This window comes from Arenimonas terrae (genome assembly GCF_006265115.1).
GTDB lineage: Bacteria > Pseudomonadota > Gammaproteobacteria > Xanthomonadales > Xanthomonadaceae > Arenimonas > Arenimonas terrae.
In genome coordinates this window covers 29,711-47,527 of the sequence record NZ_SMDR01000001.1, presented here as the reverse complement: position 1 = coordinate 47,527, position 17,817 = coordinate 29,711, and the positions used below count along the sequence as shown (strand labels likewise).

The following is a 17,817-nucleotide window of genomic DNA, read 5'->3' as shown; positions in this document are numbered from 1 at the left end:
GCCTGATTGGCCGGCCAGGAAAAGCAATTCACGCTGGCCGGGCTGGCCGAGACCTTCGGCCTGGTCCTTCAGGGTGACGGTTCGGTCGTCGTGCACGGTGTCGGCACCCTGGCCGGCGCCGGACCGGGGCAGCTGAGTTTCCTGGCCAATCCGCGCTACCGCCGGGAGCTGGCGGCCACCCGCGCCGGCGCCGTCGTGCTGTCTGCCGACGACGCCGGAGATTCGCCGGTGCCCTGCCTGGTCGCGAAATCGCCCTACGTCGCCTTCGCGAAGATCTCCGCCCTGTTCGAACCGGCGCCGGCACCCGCGCCCGGCATCCACGCCAGCGCCGTGGTCGCCGATGATGCCCTGGTCGACCCGGGCGCGCAGATCGGCCCCTTCGTCAGCATCGGCGCGCGTAGCCGCATCGGCGCCGGCGCGGTGATCGGGCCGGGCTGCGTGATCGGCGACGACTGCGAGGTCGGCCCCGGCAGCGTGCTGGTGGCGCGCGTGACCCTGGTCACCCGCGTTCGCCTGGGCGCCCGCGTGCGCGTGCATCCCGGCGCGGTGCTCGGCGCCGACGGTTTCGGCCTGGCCATGGACGCCGGGCGCTGGATCAAGGTGCCCCAGGTCGGCGGCGTGGTGGTCGGCGACGACTGCGAGATCGGCGCCAACACCTGCATCGACCGCGGCGCCATCGAGGACACCGTGCTCGAGGAGGACGTACGCCTCGACAACCAGATCCAGATCGGCCACAACGTCCGCATCGGTGCCCACACCGCCGTGGCCGGCTGCGTGGCGGTGGCCGGTTCGGCCCGGATCGGCCGCTACTGCCTGATCGGCGGCGCCGCCGGCATCACCGGCCACCTGGAGATCTGCGACAAGGTCACCATCACGGCCATGAGCCTGGTGACCCAGTCCATCACCGAACCCGGCGAGTACTCCTCGGGCATGGCGGTGCAGGACAGCCGTTCCTGGCGCCGGAATGCCGCCCGTTTCAGGCAATTGGACCAGCTGGCGCGTAGAATGGGCGCCCTGACCAAGGATTGAACCTGAAGGACCGAAGGATGAGCGAAGACGCCATCAAGCTTCCCGTGGATGTCTCCTGCATCCTGCACCTGCTCCCGCACCGCTACCCCTTCCTGCTGGTGGACCGGGTGATCGAGCTGGAGCCGCACCAGCGCATCCGCGCGATCAAGAACGTCACCTTCAACGAACCCTTCTTCCAGGGCCACTTCCCGGGCCGGCCGGTGATGCCCGGCGTGCTGGTGATCGAGGCGATGGCCCAGGCCGGCGGCCTGCTCACCCAGCTCTCGGCCAGCAAGGACAGCCACAAGGAAGGCCAGCTGTTCTACCTGGTGAAGGTCGACAACTGCCGCTTCAACCGCATGGTGGTGCCGGGCGACCAGCTCGACATCGAGGTCAAGGTCAAGCGCCTGATCCGCAACATGGCGCTGTACGAATGCGTCGCGCGCGTGGACGGCAAGGACGTCGCCAGCGCCGAGATCCTCTGTGCCGAGGGCAAGGGCTGACATGGTCCATCCGAGCGCGCAGATCGACCCGGGCGCCACGCTCGGCGCCAACGTCCATGTCGGCGCCTATGCCGTCATCGGGCCCGACGTCGAGATCGGCGACGACACCCGGATCGGCCCGCACTGCGTGCTCACCGGCCCGACGCGCATCGGCCGCGGCAACGTCATCCACGCCCACGCCACCGTCGGCAACGACCCGCAGGACAAGAAGTTCCGCGGCGAGCGCACCGAGCTGGTGATCGGCGAGCGCAACACCATCTTCGAGTTCACCACGATCAGCCGCGGCACCGCCGACGGCGGGGGCGTCACCCGCATCGGCGACGACAACTGGATCATGGCCTACGTGCACATCGCCCACGACTGCGTGGTCGGCAACCAGTGCATCCTGGCCAACAACGCGACCCTGGCCGGCCATGCCGTGCTGGGCGACTGGGTGATCCTGGGCGGCTTCGCCGGCATCCACCAGTTCTGCAAGATCGGCGCCCACGCCTTCGTCGGCATGGGCAGCCTGGTCAATGCCGACGTGCCGCCCTTCGTCATGGTGGCCGACAAATACGCCGAGCCACGCGGCATCAACAGCGAAGGCCTCAAGCGCCGCGGCTTCGACGCCGAGCGCATCGCCGCCATCAAGCGCGCGTACCGCGCCCTGTACATGTCCGGCAAGCCGATGGCCGAGGTGCGCGAGCAGCTGGCCACGAGCGCCGACCAATCGCAGGACGTGCGGCTGATGCTCGAGTTCATCGAGCGCAGCGAGCGCGGGCTGCTGCGCTGAACCCGGGCGCCCGGCCGTGTCCGGAATCCGCCTGACCCCGTCCCTGGAACTGGCCATCGCCGCCGGCAAGCGCCTGCGCGTGGCCGTGGTCGCCGGCGAGGCCTCGGGCGACCTGCTGGGCTCGGGCCTGGTTCGCGAGCTGCGCCTGCGCTTCCCGGAAGCCGAGTTCGCCGGCGTCGGCGGCGAACACCTGCGCGCTGCCGGCGTGGACTGCTGGCACGACAGTTCGGAGCTGGCGGTGATGGGCCTGGCCGAAGTGCTGCGGCACCTGCCGCGCCTGCTGCGCCTGCGCGCCGCCCTGCACCGCCGCCTGCTCGACTGGAAGCCCGACGTCTTCATCGGCATCGACGCGCCCGACTTCAACCTGGGCCTGGAGCGCCGGCTCAAGCAGGCCGGCATCCGCACCGTGCACTACGTCAGCCCCTCGGTCTGGGCCTGGCGCGAGGGCCGCGCCGCCAAGATCGGCCGCAGCGCCGACCTGGTGCTGTGCCTGTTCCCGATGGAACCGCCGATCTACCAGCGCCACGGCGTGGACGCGCGCTTCGTCGGCCACCCGCTGGCCGACGCCTTCCCGCTGGAGCCCGACCGCGAGGCTGCGCGCGAGCAGCTGGAGTTGCCGGAGCAGGCGCCGGTGCTGGCCCTGCTGCCCGGCAGCCGCCTGGGCGAGATCCAGCGCCTGCTGCCGACCTTCCTCGAGGCCGCGCGCCTGGTCACCGCGCAGGTGCCGGGCCTGGCCGTCGCCATTCCCGCCGCGACCCCGGAATGCCGGACCGCGATCGAAGCGCTGCTGCACCGCTCGTCGCTGGCCAATGCGGTGGTGTTCAACGGCCGCGCGCACGCGACCCTGGTCGCCGCGGACGTGGTGCTGCTGGCCTCGGGCACCGCCGCACTGGAGGCGATGCTGGCCAAGCGGCCGATGGTGGTGGGCTACCGCATCTCGGCGCTCACCTACCGCATCGTCATGGCCCTGGGCCTGATGAGGGTCAACCGCTACAGCCTGCCCAACGTATTGGCCAACGAGCCGATCGTGCCCGAGCTGATGCAGCGCGACTGCACGCCGGAAAACCTGGCGTCGGCGGTGATGCACTGGTTCAACCTGCCGGACGCGCGCGCCGCGCTGCTGCCGCGCTACCTGCACATCCACCACAAGCTGCGCCAGGACGCGTCCTCCAGCGCCGCCGACGCCGTCGCCGAACTGCTGGCGCGTCCATGACCCTGCGGCGCATCGCCGGCGTGGACGAAGCCGGGCGCGGTCCGCTGGCCGGCCCGGTGGCGGTGGCGGCGGTGATTCTCGACCCGGCGCGGCCGATCGCCGGCCTGGGCGACTCGAAGGCACTGAGCGAAGCCCGCCGCGGGATGCTCGAGCCGCTGATCCGGGAACGCGCCCTGGCCTGGCACGTGGTGCTGGTCAGCGCCGCCGAGATCGACCGGCTCAACATCCTGCGCGCGACACTGGAAGGCATGGCGCGCGCCGTGCATGCGCTCGCGCCGTCGGCCGAACACGCCCTGGTCGACGGCAACCGCCTGCCGCCCGGCCTGCCCTGCCCGGCCGAAGCGCTGGTGAAGGGCGATGCGCGCGAACCGGCGATCATGGCCGCCTCGATCCTGGCCAAGGTGGCGCGCGACCGATGGATGCGCGAACTCGACGCCCTGCACCCGGGTTACGGCTTCGCCGTGCACAAGGGTTACCCGACCCCGGAGCACCTGGAAAACCTGCGCCGGCTGGGCCCCTGCAGCGAGCATCGGCGCAGTTTCGCGCCGGTCCGCGCCTGCCTGGAAGCGGGCACGCCAGGCTGAACGACGGGGCATTTGACACGGTGTTTTTGCAGGCGTAGACCAAGGCCTGCATCCCGGCAGATGCGGCTGCGTGCCTCCCGCGCCGACCAGTCGCCCGCAGTCCCCTCACCTGGCCGGCAGCGAGCACTGCCATGCGCCACAACACCCCCCTTCCGGCGGAATCCGCCCTCCCCCTGCATGCCGTGCGCCACGAACCACCCGGTTCGCCGATGCCGTTCGACGGCGCCGCCATCGCCGATTTCAATTCGCTGCTGCACGAGCTGCATCCCGATGCGCCGCACGTGGACGCCTATGCGGTGTCGAGCGTGGCGCGCTGGCTGGTCGAACTGCCGACGGCGCAGGCCGAGTCCCTGCTGCAGGCGCGCCTGGGCCGGCTGCAGGAAATCAAGGCCATGGCCGCAGACCGCGACTGGGCCCTCGACGCGGCGCTGGCCAAGCGCATCTACCGCCTGCTGGACTACGTCGACCAGGCGCGCGACCTGATCCCGGACGACGTGCCCCTGGTCGGCCGCCTCGACGATGCCCTGCTGGTCGAACTGGCCTGGCCGATGGTCGCCGAGGAGCTCGAGGACTATCGCGATTTCTGCCGCTTCCGCGAAGAATCCGGCGCCGGTTTCGGCGGCCACCCGGGCCGCGACGACTGGCTGCGCGTACGCCTGGACGAAGGCGCGCTGTGGGAACAGCTGCACCGCGTTCGGCACCAGCACTACGTCGATTACGGCCCGCTCGAAGGAGGACTGCGCGTGGTGTGATGCGCGCACGAAACTGTCGGAAGCCTGAATTAGCCCGAAGGTCACTGGCACTTCAGGCCTTCGACGCAGGCGGTGCAACGCTTCAAGCTGGCGGCGCATCCCAAGGGATGTGCGCGGGATCCGGAATCGTTCCGTCCCCCGACGCGCCGCCAGCCGAGAGCCGCCATGAACGCCCGCCTGCAAGATCGACTCGCCCTCCACCTGCCGCCGGAATCCGGCGACTCCCGCCGCCGCCAGGTCGGCCCGGTCGCCCTGCACGACGCGGCCGTGCGCCGCTTCAACGCGGTGCTGGCCCAGCTGGACCCGAACGCGCCGCCGGTCAGCGCCGATCAGGTGGTCACGCTCGCCCGCTGGCTGCAGGACCAGCCGCGCGACCAGGCGGTGGCGGTGCTGTCGGAACGGCTGGGCCGCGCCGAACAGCTGCGCCGCATGCTCAACGACAGCGACTGGGACGTGTGCGTGGACACGCGCGAACGCGCCCGCATGCTGATCAGCTACCTGCAGGAAGTGAACGACCTCATCCCCGACGACCTGCCCCTGGTCGGCCATCTCGACGATGCGCTGCTGGTGGAGCTGTCGTGGTCCGCCTTCGCGGACCAGGCCCAGGACTACGGCGACTACTGCCGCTACCGCGCCGCCGAACGGCCGCGGGGCACGCCGGCCGAACGCCGCCTGGCCTGGGAAACCGCCTGCCTGGCCGAAGCCGCGCTGATCCAGCAGCGGCGCCAGGTGCGCGGCCGGCACTACGCGATGGCACCGGCGCTTCCGGACCGGTTCCGCATCGTCTGACGTCTCTCCAACGGGGCGGGCGGCAGGGTTTGGCAACAGGGACTGTCAAGCCTTGTCCGCCCCCACCCTCGGGGTAAACTGCGGGTCCGCCCCGCGGTCCCCGGCATGACGCCCCGTTTCGTCCACCTGCACCTGCACAGCGAGTATTCGCTCACCGACTCCACCGTCCGCATCCCGGAGCTGGTGGGGCGCTGCGCCGCGCTCGGGCTGCCGGCCGTGGCGGTCACCGACACCAGCAACCTGTTCGCGCTGGTGAAGTTCTACAAGGCGGCCGAGCCCGCGGGCCTCAAGCCCATCGCCGGCGCCGACCTGTGGATCTCCGCCGACGGCGCCGCCCCCAGCCGGCTGACCCTGCTGTGCCAGAACCGCGACGGCTACCTGGCGCTGTCGCGGCTGATCTCGCGCGCCTTCCTCGAAGGCCACGCCGGCGACTACGTCGCCATCGAACCGGGCTGGCTGTACGCCGACAACGCCGGCCTGATCGCCATCGCCGGGCGCGAGAGCGCGCTGGGCCCGCTGCTGGCCGGCGGACGCAGCGAACAGGCCGAACGCGTGCTGGCCGACTGGCGCGCCGCCTTCCCCGACCGGCTGTACCTGGAGCTGACCCGCACCGGCCGCGATGGCGAGGAAGCCTTCAACACCGCCGCGGTCGCGCTGGCGGCGCGCCACGACCTGCCGCTGCTGGCCAGCAACGACGTGCGTTTCCTGTCGCGCGACGACTTCGAGGCGCACGAGGCCCGCGTCTGCATCGCCACCGGCCGGGTGCTCGACGACCCCAAGCGCCCGCGCGAGTACTCGCGCGAGCAGTACCTCAAGTCGCCCGAGGAAATGGCCGAGCTGTTCGCCGACCTGCCCGAGGCGCTGGAAAACACCGTCGAGCTGGCCAAGCGCTGCAACCTGGAGCTGAGCCTGGGCAAGTACTACCTGCCCGACTTCCCGGTGCCCGAGGGCCACACGCTCGACAGCTGGATCCGCGAAGAATCGCACCGCGGCCTCGACGGCCGCCTGCAGAAGTTCGACGTGGCGCCGGGCCACGACCAGGCCGCCTACCGCGCGCGCCTGGACATCGAGCTCGACGTGATCTGCAAGATGGGCTTCCCGGGCTACTTCCTGATCGTCGCGGACTTCATCAACTGGTCCAAGCGCAACGACATCCCGGTCGGCCCGGGCCGCGGTTCCGGCGCCGGCTCGCTGGTGGCCTGGGCGCTGGGCATCACCGACCTGGACCCGATCCGCTACGACCTGCTGTTCGAGCGGTTCCTGAATCCCGAACGTGTGTCGATGCCCGACTTCGACATCGACTTCTGCATGGACCGCCGCGACGAGGTGATCGACTACGTCGGCCGCAAGTACGGGCGCGACAAGGTCAGCCAGATCATCACCTACGGCACGATGGCGGCGAAGGCGGCGATCCGCGACTGCGGCCGCGTGCTGGGCCATCCCTACGGTTTCGTCGATTCGGTCGCCAAGCTCATCCCGCTGACGCTGGGCGTCACGCTGGAGGACGCGCTGGGCCTGAGCGAGGCCGCGCGCAAGAATTCCGACCTGGCCTCGTCCGAGCTGATCCAGCGCTACCGCGACGAGGACGACGTGCGCGACCTCGTCGACCTGGCGCGCAGCCTGGAAGACCTCACCCGCAACGCCGGCAAGCACGCCGGCGGCGTGGTGATCGCGCCGACGCCGCTGACCGACTTCAGCCCGCTGTTCGCCGAACACGTGGCCAAGGGCGAGACCGCCAAGTCGGTGGTGACACAGTTCGACAAGGACGACGTCGAGGCCGTCGGCCTGGTGAAGTTCGACTTCCTCGGCCTGCGCACGCTGACGATCATCGACTGGGCGGTGAAGGCGATCAACGCCCGCCGCCGCCGCGCGCAGATTCCCGACCTCGAGATCCTGGCCCTGCCGCTGGACGACCCGGACACCTACGCGCTGCTGTCGAAGGGCCAGACCACCGCGGTGTTCCAGTTCGAATCGCGCGGCATGAAGGACTACATCCGCAAGCTGCAGCCCTCGAACTTCGAGGACCTGATCGCGCTGGCGGCGCTGTACCGTCCCGGCCCGCTGGGCGCGGGCATGGTCGACGACTTCATCGACCGCCGGCACGGCCGCGCCCAGGTCAGCTACCCGCATCCGCTGCTCGAGCCGATCCTCAAGCCCACCTACGGCGTCATCGTCTACCAGGAACAGGTGATGCAGATCGCCCAGGTCCTGGCCGGCTATTCGCTGGGCGGCGCCGACCTGCTGCGCCGCGCGATGGGCAAGAAGAAGCCCGAGGAGATGGCCAAGGAGCGCGTGAAGTTCGAGGCCGGCGCGGAGCAGCAGGGCATCGCGGCCAGCGTCGCCAGCCCGATCTTCGACCTGATGGAGAAATTCGCCGACTACGGCTTCAACAAGTCGCACTCGGCGGCCTACGCCCTGGTCGCCTACCAGACCGCCTGGCTCAAGGCGCACCACCCGGCCGAATTCATGGCCGCGACCATGTCCTCGGACATGGACAACACCGACAAGGTGGTGACCTTCCTGGACGAGGCGCGCGAGATCGGCCTGACCGTGCTGCCGCCGGACGTCAACAGCTCCGACTACATGTTCGTCGCGCTCGATCCGAAAACCGTGCGTTACGGCCTGGGCGCGGTGAAGGGCGTCGGCCGCGGCGCCTGCGAATCGATCGTCGAGGCGCGGCGCAGCGGTGGCGAGTTCCGCGACCTGCTCGATTTCTGCCAGCGCGTGGACATGGGCAAGCTCAACCGCCGCGTGCTCGAGGCCCTGGTGCATGCCGGCGCGCTCGACGCGCTGGGCGCCAACCGCGCCTCGCTGATGCTGCAGCTGCCCGAAGTGATCAAGGCCACCGAACAGCTGGCGCGCGAACGCGCCGCCGGCCAGGTGTCGCTGTTCGGCGGCATGGGCGACGCGCCCGCGATCCACATCGAACTTCCGGAGGCGCCCGACTGGCCGCTGGAAACCAAGCTGCTGGGCGAACGCGAGACCCTGGGCCACTACCTCAGCGGCCATCCGCTCGACCCCTGGCGCGGCGAGCTGCAGGCCCTGGTCGGCGCCACCCTCGCCGACCTCGACCACCTGTGGAGTTCGAAGAAGGACCGGCGCGGCGAAGCGGCCGTGGTGCTTGCCGGCATCGTCTCGGCGGTGCGGCGGCGCGGCGACTCGATGGCCTTCGCGCGCATCGAGGACGGCCGCGGCCAGCTCGAGATCGCCTTCTTCCGCGAGGCCTTCGCCGAATCGGGCCATCTGCTCTCGCGCGACCGCATCCTGCTGGTCGAGGGCAACCTGGCCGAGGACCAGTACAGCGGCGGCTTCGTGCTGCGCGCGCGGCAATGCTGGGACTTCCGCGCGCTCTGCGCCCAGCACGCGCGGCGCCTGGCCCTGACGGTGGACCTGCGCGCGCACGGCGCCTGGGACCGTCTGCAGCAGCTGCTGGCCGGTTACCGCCCCGGCGCCACGCCGCTGCGTCTGGACCTGCTGACCTCGGCCAAGGCCCGGGGCACGGTCGACATCAACGGCAGCCAGGGCGTGCGCACCGACCCCGAGCTGATCAGCCAGCTGCGCGCCCTGCCCGGCATCAGCCAGGTCAGCCTGGCCCTGCACCGGCCCTGGTCCCAGGGCGGCTGACCGCCGTTTGTCCGGCTTCCTTGGCGCCTTCCTTGGCCGGGATCGTTCGAGGCGATAGGCCGCCGTACGTGAGGTCTTTTTCTGCGGACGCCGTGAATCCATCCATGGAGGCTCTTCGAAAACGTCCCTGTTTTCGAAGCCGCAGAAAAAGACCTCACGCACGACGACCTGCGGACCATCAGGGCCGGGAAATCGATTTCAGGCAAGCGCTCGCTTGTCCTGGATTCTGGCAAGTGTCCAGCAACGGACTTGGAGCTGCGCCCAGGGGGCAACGCAGCGGCGGGCTCGCCCAGCTCTTCGAGTTCGACAGTCCGGCCCTGGTCGACCACAGGCCGTCGTGCGAGGGAACTTTTCCGGACCTTCAGCGACATGGACGTCGCTGAAGAGCCTACATGGACGTATTCACGGCGTGTCCGGGAAAGTTCCCTCGTGCGGCGGCCTATCGCCTCGAACGAGCCCGGCAACGAGACCTAACGTACGGCGACCTGTCGCCCCGAACGAGCCCGGCACCGAAACCTCCACGTGGGGCGTCCAATCGCCAGGACCGGGCCCGGCCCCAGACCCAGCCGGGTCCCCAAATCCCGGCCGCCTACAGAAATGCCCCCAAGCCCTATAGAATCGCCGGCCTAGATCCTTTGCTCTAGACCGCCGGCCCCAGGCTGGCGCGTCTGAACCGAGTAACCCCATGAATCCGAACTTCCTCGATTTCGAACAGCCGATCGCCGAACTGGACGCCAAGATCCAGGAACTGCGCCGGGCCAGCACCGGCCCCGCCGTCAATATCGAAACCGAGGTCAACGGCCTGCAGGAGAAACTGCGCGCCCGCACCGCGGAGATCTTCAAGGCCCTGACGCCCTGGCAGATCTCGCAGCTGGCGCGGCACCCGCAGCGGCCCTACACCAACGACTACCTGGGCCTGATGTTCGACGAGTTCCATGAGCTCGCCGGCGACCGCGCCTTCGCCGACGACGCCGCCATCGTCGGCGGCCTGGCCCGGATGGACGGCCGCAGCGTGATGGTGATCGGCCAGCAGAAGGGCCGCGACACCAAGGCCAAGATCAAGCGCAACTTCGGCATGCCGCGCCCCGAGGGTTACCGCAAGGCCCTGCGCCTGATGAAGATGGCCGAACGCTTCAAGCTGCCGCTGCTGACCTTCATCGACACACCGGGCGCCTACCCCGGCGTCGGCGCCGAGGAGCGCGGCCAGTCCGAGGCCATCGCCCGCAACCTGCTGGAGATGGCCGAGCTGAAGGTGCCGATCATCTGCACCGTGATCGGCGAAGGCGGCTCCGGCGGCGCGCTCGCCATCGGCGTCGGCGACCGCACCCTGATGCTCGAATACAGCACCTACTCGGTGATCTCGCCGGAAGGCTGCGCGTCGATCCTGTGGAAGTCGGCCGAGAAGGCCCGCGATGCGGCCGAGGCCCTGGGCCTGACCGCCAAGCGCCTGCTCGAACACGGACTGATCGACCACATCGTGCCCGAACCGCTGGGCGGCGCCCACCGCGACCCGGCCGCGATGGCCACCACGCTCAAGCGCACGATCCAGGACGAACTGGCCAAGCTCGACGCGCTGGACACCGCCGACCTGCTCGAGCGGCGCTACCGCCGCCTGCGCAGCTACGGGGCCTACGAGGCGGCGTGAACGATCGCATCATCGCCCGGACGCAATCCTGCGGCCGGCGTTCGAAGGGGAGATCGACATGGTGATCCGCAAGATTGGCGTGCTGTCGCTCGGCAAGCTGATGGCCGTGATGTACGCCGGCATCGGCCTGCTGTTCGGCATCCTGTACGCGCTGTTCGCCGTGATCGGCGGCGGCGCGATGATGGCCATGGGCGGCGAGGAGAATGCGGCGCTGGGCGGCGGCATGATGATGGGCATGGGCCTGGCGGCCGTGGTCGTGCTGCCGATCCTCTACGGCGTATTCGGCTTCATTGGCGGCGTCATCTCGGCGTTCTTCTTCAACCTGGCCGCGAAATACGTCGGCGGCCTGGAACTCGAGGTCCAGTAATGCGCAGCGGCCAGCGTGCCGCCGCGATCGCGGAGGCAGCATGCCGCTGAGTTTGCCCCCGGCCCCCGGCACCGGCCCGGTCGCCGTCGCGTTTAGCGGCGGCCAGGATTCGACGGTGCTGCTGCACCTGCTGGCCGACGATCCGGCGATCCGCGCCCGCGGTCTGCGTGCGCTGCATGTCGACCATGGCCTGCATGCGGACTCGGCCCGCTGGGCGGAAACCTGTGCGTCGGCCTGCGCGGCGCTCGGCGTCGACTTCGCCTCGCGCCGCGTCGCCGTGCGCGACAGCGGCCACGGCCTGGAAGCGGCCGCGCGCGCCGCGCGGCACCGGGCCCTGCTCGACTGGCAACTCGATGGCGAGCTGATCGCGCTGGCGCACCACCGCGACGACCAGGCCGAGACGGTGCTGCTGCGCCTGCTGCGCGGTTCCGGCGACGGCCTGTCGGCGATGCGGTCGCAGCGTGCGTTCGGGCGCGGCTGGCTGTGGCGGCCGCTGCTGGCCGTGCCGCGCGCCGAACTGCAGCGGTTCGCCGAAAGCCGGGGCCTGGCCTGGATCGAGGACCCCTCCAATGCCAGCGAGCGCCACGACCGCAATTTCCTGCGCCACCGCGTGCTGCCGCTGCTCGGCGAACGCTGGCCGCAGGCGCCCGTCGCATTGGCGCGCAGCGCGGCGCTGCTGGCGACCCAGGCTGACCTGCTCGCCGGCGAGGACGCGCGGCGCCTGGCCATGCTGCAGGGCCTGGACCCGGCGCGGCTCGACCTGCCCGGCCTGATGGCGCAGCCCGCGGCCTGGCGCGACCGCCTGCTGCGTGCCTGGGTCCGCGCGCTGCAGCTGCCGCCGCTGCCCGGCGACGCCACCCGCACGATCGACGCCGAACTGTTGGCCGAACGCGACGAGAGCCGCGGCGAATTCCGCTGGGCCGGTGCGGTGATCCGGCGCTGGCGCGACGGCCTGCATGCCGGCCGCGTGCAGGCGCCGCTGCCTCCGGTCTGGCAGGCGGAATGGGATGGCCTGGCGCCGCTGGCCCTGCCCGGCGGCGGCACCCTTGCACTGGAGCCCGCGGGCGGTTTCGAAGGGCCGGTGTCGGTACGCGCGCGCGCCGGTGGTGAACGCCTCGTGCTGCCCGGTCGCGGCCACTCCAGCGAGCTCAAGCAGGTGCTGCAGGACCTCGGCCTGCCGCCCTGGGAGCGCGAACGGCTGCCGCTGCTGTTCGCCGACGACGGCGAGCTGCTGGCCGCCGGCGACGTGGTGGTCTCGGCGCGGCTGTCGGCCTGGCTGCAGGCCGGTGCGCGGCGCCTGCGGCACACGCCCGCCGATTGACCGCCCCGGCCCCGCCCGCGCAAACTTCCGCCATGGCCGCCAAGACCCCCGCACCGCCGCCGTCCCCCGTCGCCCAGTTCGAAACCTCGCTCGACGAGCTCGAACAGCTGGTGCAGAAGATGGAGAAGGGCGATCTCTCGCTGGACGATTCGCTCGCCGCCTACGAACGCGGCGTCGGTCTGTACCGCCAGTGCCAGAGCGCGCTGGAACAGGCCGAACTGCGCGTGCGCCTGCTCAGCGATCCGGCTGATCCCGACAGCGCCCAGCCCTTCCAGCCCGATGCTTCCTGAGCCGCGCCTCGCGCGCTGGCTGCAGCGCGTCGAGACCCGCCTGGAGGCTGCGCTGCCGGCGCCCGACCAGTCCCCGCAACACCTGCACCGGGCCATGCGCCACGCCGTGCTCGGCGGCGGCAAGCGCCTGCGGCCGCTGCTGGTCTACGCCGCCGGCGAAGCGACCGGCGCCGGCGAGATCCTGCTCGACGCGCCGGCCGCCGCCGTCGAACTGGTGCACGCGTTTTCGCTGGTGCACGACGACCTGCCGGCGATGGACGACGACTCCCTGCGCCGCGGCCGCCCGACCGTACACGTAGCCTTCGACGAAGCCACCGCCATCCTCGCCGGCGACGCGCTGCAGGCCCTGGCCTTCAGCGTGCTGGCCGAATCGCCGGCCGACCCGGCGCTGCGCGTGGCCTGGCTGCAGTCGCTGGCGCAGGCCACCGGCGCACGCGGCATGTGCGGCGGCCAGGCGCTGGACATGGCCGGCACCGGCGCCGCGCTCGACCTGGCCGGGCTCGAACGCCTGCATGCGCTCAAGACCGGCGCGCTGATCCGTTCCGCGGTGCGCATGGGCGCGCTGGCCGGCGGCGCCGACACGGCGACGCTGGCCCGCCTGGACGAATACGCGGCGGCCCTGGGCCTGGCCTTCCAGATCCGCGACGACATCCTCGACATCGAGGCCGACAGCGCCCAGCTCGGCAAGACCGCCGGCAAGGACCAGGCGCAGGAAAAATCCACCTATCCGGCCCTGCTGGGCATGGACGGCGCCAAGGCGCGGCTGCACGAGCAGGCGGAAAAAACAAAAGCGGCCCTGGGGCCGCTTGGCGGGCGCGCCGACGCCTTGCGTCGGCTCGCCGAGTTCGCGGTGGCGCGGGCCAGCTGACCCGCGCCGCCGGCTCCGCTTATTTGATCAGGCGGATCGCGAACGGATAGCGGTAGTCCACGCCTTCGTTGGCCTTGATGCCGGCGAGGATGCACAGCACCAGGGCGCCGATGCCGACCAGCATGGGCATGAAGAACAGCAGGCCCAGCGAGACGATGGTCAGGATGATGGCGGCGATCATGGCCAGGATGACCGTGATCTGGAAGTTCAGCGCTTCCTTGGCCTGGCCGGTGATCCAGCCCTTGTCGGCCTTGTCCTTGTTGATCAGCCAGATCACCAGCGGGCCGATGAAGCCGGTGATGATGCCGCTGAGGTGGGCGATCAGGCCCATGGTCCGGTCTTCCTGCGCAACGTCGCTCATTTCTCTCCCCTTCTTGTTGTGAAACGACGCTGCGGGCGTCGCGGTGGCGCTAATGTCCGGCCTGGTGAAGGGGCTGTCAAGGCAACGGGGAATCAGGCCTCCCCGGCCACCATCAGGCGCCCGACCAGGACCGAACCGATGCCCACGTGCGAGCGCCGGTCGACGTCGGCGCCGACCGCTTCGATCGCCAGGAACAGGTCCTGCAGGCGGCCGGCGATGGTCAGCTCGTCGACCGGGTGCACGATCTCGCCGTTTTCGACCCAGAAGCCGCTGGCGCCCCGCGAATAGTCGCCGGTGACCGTGTTGGCGCCCTGCCCCATCAGCTCGGTCACCAGCAGGCCGGTGCCCATGCCGCGCAGCATCTCGTCCAGGCCGGCGGCATTGGCCGTGGTCTCGAGGTTGTGCACGCCTCCGGCATTGCCGGTGCTCTCCAGGCCGAGCTTGCGGGCCGAATAGCTGCCCAGCAGGTAGCGCTGCAGCACACCGTCGCGCACCACGTCCGAATCCACCGTCGCCACGCCTTCGGCGTCGAAGGCGGCCGAGCGCAGCCCGCGCTTGAGGTGCGGGCGTTCGACCAGGCTGAACCAGGACGGCAGCACCGGCTTGCCGACGTGGTCGAGCAGGAAGCTGGCGCGCCGGTACAGCGCGCCGCCCGAGATCGCGCCCAGCAGGTGGCCGACCAGGCTTCGGGCCATTTCCGGCGCGAACAACACCGGGTATTCGCCGGTCCGGATCGGGCGCGGATCGAGCCGGGCGACGGTGCGCTCGGCGGCACGGCGGCCGACCGCGGCCGGTGCCTCCAGGTCTTCGGGCGCCAGGCCGCTGGTGTACCAGTACTCGCGCTGCATGGCGTCGCCGCGGCCCGCGATCAGGGAGACGCTGAGCGAGTGGCTGGTGCCGCGCTCGGCGCCGGTGAAGCCGTGGCTGTTGGCGTACACCGAGACGCTGTCGCCGGTGTAGGCCGAGGCGCCGTCGGAGTTGGCGATGCGCGGATCCGCCGCCAGGCCGGCAGCCTCGGCCTGCTGGGCCAGTGCGATGGCCTGGTCGGCGTCCAGGGCCCAGGGCGACCAGCTGTCGAACTCGCGCAGGTCGGTGGCCATGCGGTGGGCGTCGGCGAGGCCGGAGGCCGGATCGGGCTCGGTGAAGCGGGCGATCGCGCAGGCCTGCTCGACCGTGGCCTCCAGACTGCCCGGCTGCAGGTCGGCGGTGCTCGCGCTACCCTTGCGCTGGCCGAAATAGACGGTCAGGGCGACACCGCGGTCCCGGGTGCGCTCGACCGTCTCGACTTCGCCCATGCGCAGGTTCACCGACAGGCCGCGGTCCTCGTTCAGGGCGACCTCGGCCTGGCTGGCGCCGCGGGCCGCGCACAGGCGCAGCACCTCGCCCGCCAGGCCGGACAGGCGGTCCATCCGCTCCCGGGAATCGTCGGAGGCTGGGGTCAGGGCGTGCATGGGCGTATCCTTTCGCTCCGGAACGGTGGTGGACGATGCATAACAGCGACGAGTTCGAACAGGAAGAGGATTTCGGCCCGAGCCGCAGCGAACAGCGGCGCGAGGCCCTGGGCGTGCTGGCGCTGGCCCTGCAGTTGATGGAGCAGTCCGACGCGCGCATCGGCCAGATCCCGATGGACGAGGACCTGCGCAACCTGGTGCTGGCGTCCAAGAAGATCACCGCCCAGATCGCCCGCAAGCGGCAGGCGCAGTACCTGGCCAAGATCATGCGCCGGCAGGACGACGACGCCCTGCAGGCGATCCGCGCCGCGCTCGACCACGACAAGGTCGAAGGCCGGCGCGAGGCCCAGGCCCTGCACCAGGTCGAATACTGGCGCGACCGGCTGATCGCCGACGGCGACGGCGCGCTGTCGGAGCTGCTGGCCCTGCATCCGCACGCCGACCGCCAGCACCTGCGCCAGCTGGCGCGCAACGCGCACCAGGAAAAGCTCAAGAACAAGCCGCCGCACGCCTACCGCGAACTGTTCCGCGAACTGCGCGACCTGCTGGCCGAAGCGCCGGTGCCGGACGAAGCCGACGAGCTCGAGATCGAGATCGACACCGTCGACGAATCCGACTACATCGCGCCGGACGACTTCGATTTCGACAGCGGCCGCGGCTGAGCTCACGCGCGGGTGCCGCCGACCGTCATCGCGTCGATCTTCAGGCTGGGCTGGCCCACGCCCACCGGCACGCTCTGGCCATCCTTGCCGCAGACGCCGACGCCGGCGTCGAGCTGCAGGTCGCGGCCGACCATGGACACGCGGGTCATCGCCTCCGGGCCGTTGCCGATCAGGGTGGCGCCCTTCACCGGCCGGGTGATCCTGCCGTCTTCGATCAGGTAGGCCTCGGTGGCCGAGAACACGAACTTGCCGCTGGTGATGTCGACCTGGCCGCCGCCGAAGTTGGGCGCGTACAGGCCCTTCTTCACCGAGGCGATGATTTCGGCCGGATCGTAGTTGCCGGCCAGCATGTAGGTATTGGTCATGCGCGGCATCGGCAGGTGGGCGAAGGACTCGCGACGGCCGTTGCCGGTCGGCGCCACGCCCATCAGGCGGGCGTTGAGCGTGTCCTGCAGGTAGCCGCGCAGGATGCCGTCCTCGATCAGCGTGGTGCACTGGGTCGGCGTGCCTTCGTCGTCGATGTTGAGCGAGCCGCGCCGCGAAGCGAGCGTGCCGTCGTCGACGATGGTGACGCCCGGCGCCGCCACGCGCTCGCCGATGCGGCCGGCGTACACGGAGGTGCCCTTGCGGTTGAAGTCGCCCTCCAGGCCGTGGCCGACCGCTTCGTGCAGCAGCACGCCCGGCCAGCCCGGGCCGAGCACGACCGGCAGCGTGCCAGCCGGCGCGTCGATCGCGTCCAGGTTCACCAGCGCCTGGCGCAGGGCCTCGCGCGCGACCTCGCGCGGCTTGCCGCCGGCGAAGAGTTCCTCGTAGGAATAGCGGCCGCCGGCGCCGGCATAGCCCTGCTCGCGGCGCCCGTCCTGTTCGACGATCACCTGCACGTTGAAGCGCACCAGCGGCCGCACGTCCGAGGCCAGCACGCCGTCGCTGCGCGCCACCAGCACGGTATCGACGCCGCCGGCCAGGCTGACGATGACCTGGCGCACGCGCGGGTCCTGGTCGCGCAGCCAGTGGTCGACGGCGCGCAGCGCGGCGATCTTGCCGTCCGCGTCCATGCCCTCGATCGGGTCCAGCGGCGCGTACAGCGCGCGGCCCGGCACGACGATGCGCTGGCCGCCGCCGTGGCTGGCGCCGCTGCGGCTGATCGCGCGGGCGGCGCCGGCGGATTCGAGCAGCGCGTCGGCGCGGATGTCGTCGGAATACGCGAAACCGGTCTTCTCGCCGCTGACCGCGCGTACACCGACGCCCTGCTCGATCGCGTGCGAGCCGTCCTTGACGATGCCGTCCTCCAGGCTCCAGCTCTCGCGCCGGCTGTGCTGGAAATACAGGTCGCCGAAGTCCACGCCCGGGCCCATCAGGCGCGAGAACGCCGCGTCCAGCCCGTCCAGGCCGAGGCCACCGGGCGTGAGCAGGCGCGATTGGGCGAGTTGCAGGGTGTCGGTCATGCGCTGGGCCTGGAAACGGTGGGTTACAGGGTGACAGATGCGGGTGGCGGGACGAAGGATCAAGGGACGCCGCCGGGCGGGAGGCAGGAAGTAGGAAGTAGGAAGCAGGAAGTAGGAAGTAGGAAGTAGGAAGTAGGAAGTAGAGTCGACGTAACCGGCGCC

17 protein-coding genes are annotated in these 17,817 nt (G+C 70.8%); 14 read left to right on the top strand and 3 right to left on the bottom strand.

All coding sequences use genetic code 11. The annotated features are described in order from the left end of the window. Positions 1 to 6 precede the first annotated feature (6 nt). From lpxD to E1B00_RS00150, 13 genes are all read left to right on the top strand, one after another. Positions 7 to 1,029 carry a UDP-3-O-(3-hydroxymyristoyl)glucosamine N-acyltransferase gene (lpxD, locus tag E1B00_RS00210; protein WP_139444661.1) on the top strand — a complete coding sequence of 341 codons (1,023 nt, stop codon included), beginning with the start codon at positions 7 to 9 and terminating at the stop codon, positions 1,027 to 1,029. 17 nt (positions 1,030 to 1,046) lie between these two features. Beyond that, positions 1,047 to 1,511 carry a 3-hydroxyacyl-ACP dehydratase FabZ gene (gene fabZ, locus E1B00_RS00205; RefSeq protein WP_139444660.1) on the top strand — a complete coding sequence of 155 codons (465 nt, stop codon included), beginning with the start codon at positions 1,047 to 1,049 and terminating at the stop codon, positions 1,509 to 1,511. 1 nt (position 1,512) lies between these two features. Continuing rightward, positions 1,513 to 2,283 (top strand): acyl-ACP--UDP-N-acetylglucosamine O-acyltransferase, encoded by a 771-nt coding sequence (gene lpxA, locus E1B00_RS00200; protein WP_139444659.1) that lies wholly within the window; start codon positions 1,513 to 1,515, stop codon positions 2,281 to 2,283. A gap of 16 nt (positions 2,284 to 2,299) precedes the next feature. Next, positions 2,300 to 3,496: a lipid-A-disaccharide synthase gene (gene lpxB / locus E1B00_RS00195; protein WP_139444658.1), complete on the top strand. Its 1,197-nt coding sequence runs from the start codon at positions 2,300 to 2,302 to the stop codon at positions 3,494 to 3,496. Beyond that, on the top strand, positions 3,493 to 4,080 hold the full coding sequence (gene rnhB, locus E1B00_RS00190; RefSeq protein WP_139444657.1) for a ribonuclease HII: 588 nt from the start codon (positions 3,493 to 3,495) through the stop codon (positions 4,078 to 4,080). The genes lpxB and rnhB overlap by 4 nt, the downstream gene beginning before the upstream one ends. Before the next feature lie 131 nt (positions 4,081 to 4,211). Further along, a complete protein-coding gene (locus E1B00_RS00185; protein WP_139444656.1) occupies positions 4,212 to 4,832 on the top strand; it encodes a YkvA family protein in 621 nt (206 codons plus the stop codon). Between the two features lie 165 nt (positions 4,833 to 4,997). Next, positions 4,998 to 5,621, top strand: a complete 624-nt coding sequence (locus E1B00_RS00180; protein ID WP_139444655.1) for a YkvA family protein — start codon at positions 4,998 to 5,000, stop codon at positions 5,619 to 5,621. 105 nt (positions 5,622 to 5,726) lie between these two features. Further along, positions 5,727 to 9,245 carry a DNA polymerase III subunit alpha gene (gene dnaE, locus E1B00_RS00175; RefSeq protein WP_139444654.1) on the top strand — a complete coding sequence of 1,173 codons (3,519 nt, stop codon included), beginning with the start codon at positions 5,727 to 5,729 and terminating at the stop codon, positions 9,243 to 9,245. 685 nt (positions 9,246 to 9,930) lie between these two features. Beyond that, positions 9,931 to 10,890: an acetyl-CoA carboxylase carboxyltransferase subunit alpha gene (locus E1B00_RS00170; RefSeq protein WP_139444653.1), complete on the top strand. Its 960-nt coding sequence runs from the start codon at positions 9,931 to 9,933 to the stop codon at positions 10,888 to 10,890. Positions 10,891 to 10,948: 58 nt separating this feature from the next. Next, on the top strand, positions 10,949 to 11,257 hold the full coding sequence (locus E1B00_RS00165) for a hypothetical protein (protein ID WP_139444652.1): 309 nt from the start codon (positions 10,949 to 10,951) through the stop codon (positions 11,255 to 11,257). Between the two features lie 40 nt (positions 11,258 to 11,297). Then, positions 11,298 to 12,578, top strand: coding sequence for a tRNA lysidine(34) synthetase TilS (gene tilS / locus E1B00_RS00160; protein ID WP_139444651.1), 1,281 nt, complete (start codon positions 11,298 to 11,300; stop codon positions 12,576 to 12,578). A gap of 32 nt (positions 12,579 to 12,610) precedes the next feature. Beyond that, positions 12,611 to 12,868, top strand: coding sequence for an exodeoxyribonuclease VII small subunit (locus E1B00_RS00155; RefSeq protein WP_139444650.1), 258 nt, complete (start codon positions 12,611 to 12,613; stop codon positions 12,866 to 12,868). Then, positions 12,858 to 13,736, top strand: a complete 879-nt coding sequence (locus tag E1B00_RS00150; protein ID WP_139444649.1) for a polyprenyl synthetase family protein — start codon at positions 12,858 to 12,860, stop codon at positions 13,734 to 13,736. Before E1B00_RS00155 ends, E1B00_RS00150 begins: the two co-directional genes overlap by 11 nt. 19 nt (positions 13,737 to 13,755) lie before the next feature. Here E1B00_RS00150 and E1B00_RS00145 read toward each other — a convergent pair whose 3' ends face one another. Together E1B00_RS00145 and pmbA are read right to left on the bottom strand one after the other, a co-directional pair. After that, positions 13,756 to 14,097, bottom strand: coding sequence for a DUF4870 domain-containing protein (locus tag E1B00_RS00145; RefSeq protein WP_139444648.1), 342 nt, complete (start codon positions 14,095 to 14,097; stop codon positions 13,756 to 13,758). 92 nt (positions 14,098 to 14,189) lie between these two features. After that, complete coding sequence (gene pmbA, locus E1B00_RS00140) at positions 14,190 to 15,548, bottom strand: metalloprotease PmbA (protein WP_139444647.1); 1,359 nt, start codon at positions 15,546 to 15,548, stop codon at positions 14,190 to 14,192. Between the two features lie 35 nt (positions 15,549 to 15,583). Between pmbA and yjgA the strand changes: the two genes are divergently transcribed. Beyond that, complete coding sequence (yjgA, locus tag E1B00_RS00135; RefSeq protein ID WP_139444646.1) at positions 15,584 to 16,210, top strand: ribosome biogenesis factor YjgA; 627 nt, start codon at positions 15,584 to 15,586, stop codon at positions 16,208 to 16,210. 2 nt (positions 16,211 to 16,212) lie between these two features. On the opposite strand, the gene tldD is transcribed toward yjgA, so the two are convergent. After that, positions 16,213 to 17,655, bottom strand: a complete 1,443-nt coding sequence (tldD, locus tag E1B00_RS00130) for a metalloprotease TldD (protein ID WP_139444645.1) — start codon at positions 17,653 to 17,655, stop codon at positions 16,213 to 16,215. Positions 17,656 to 17,817: the final 162 nt, after the last annotated feature.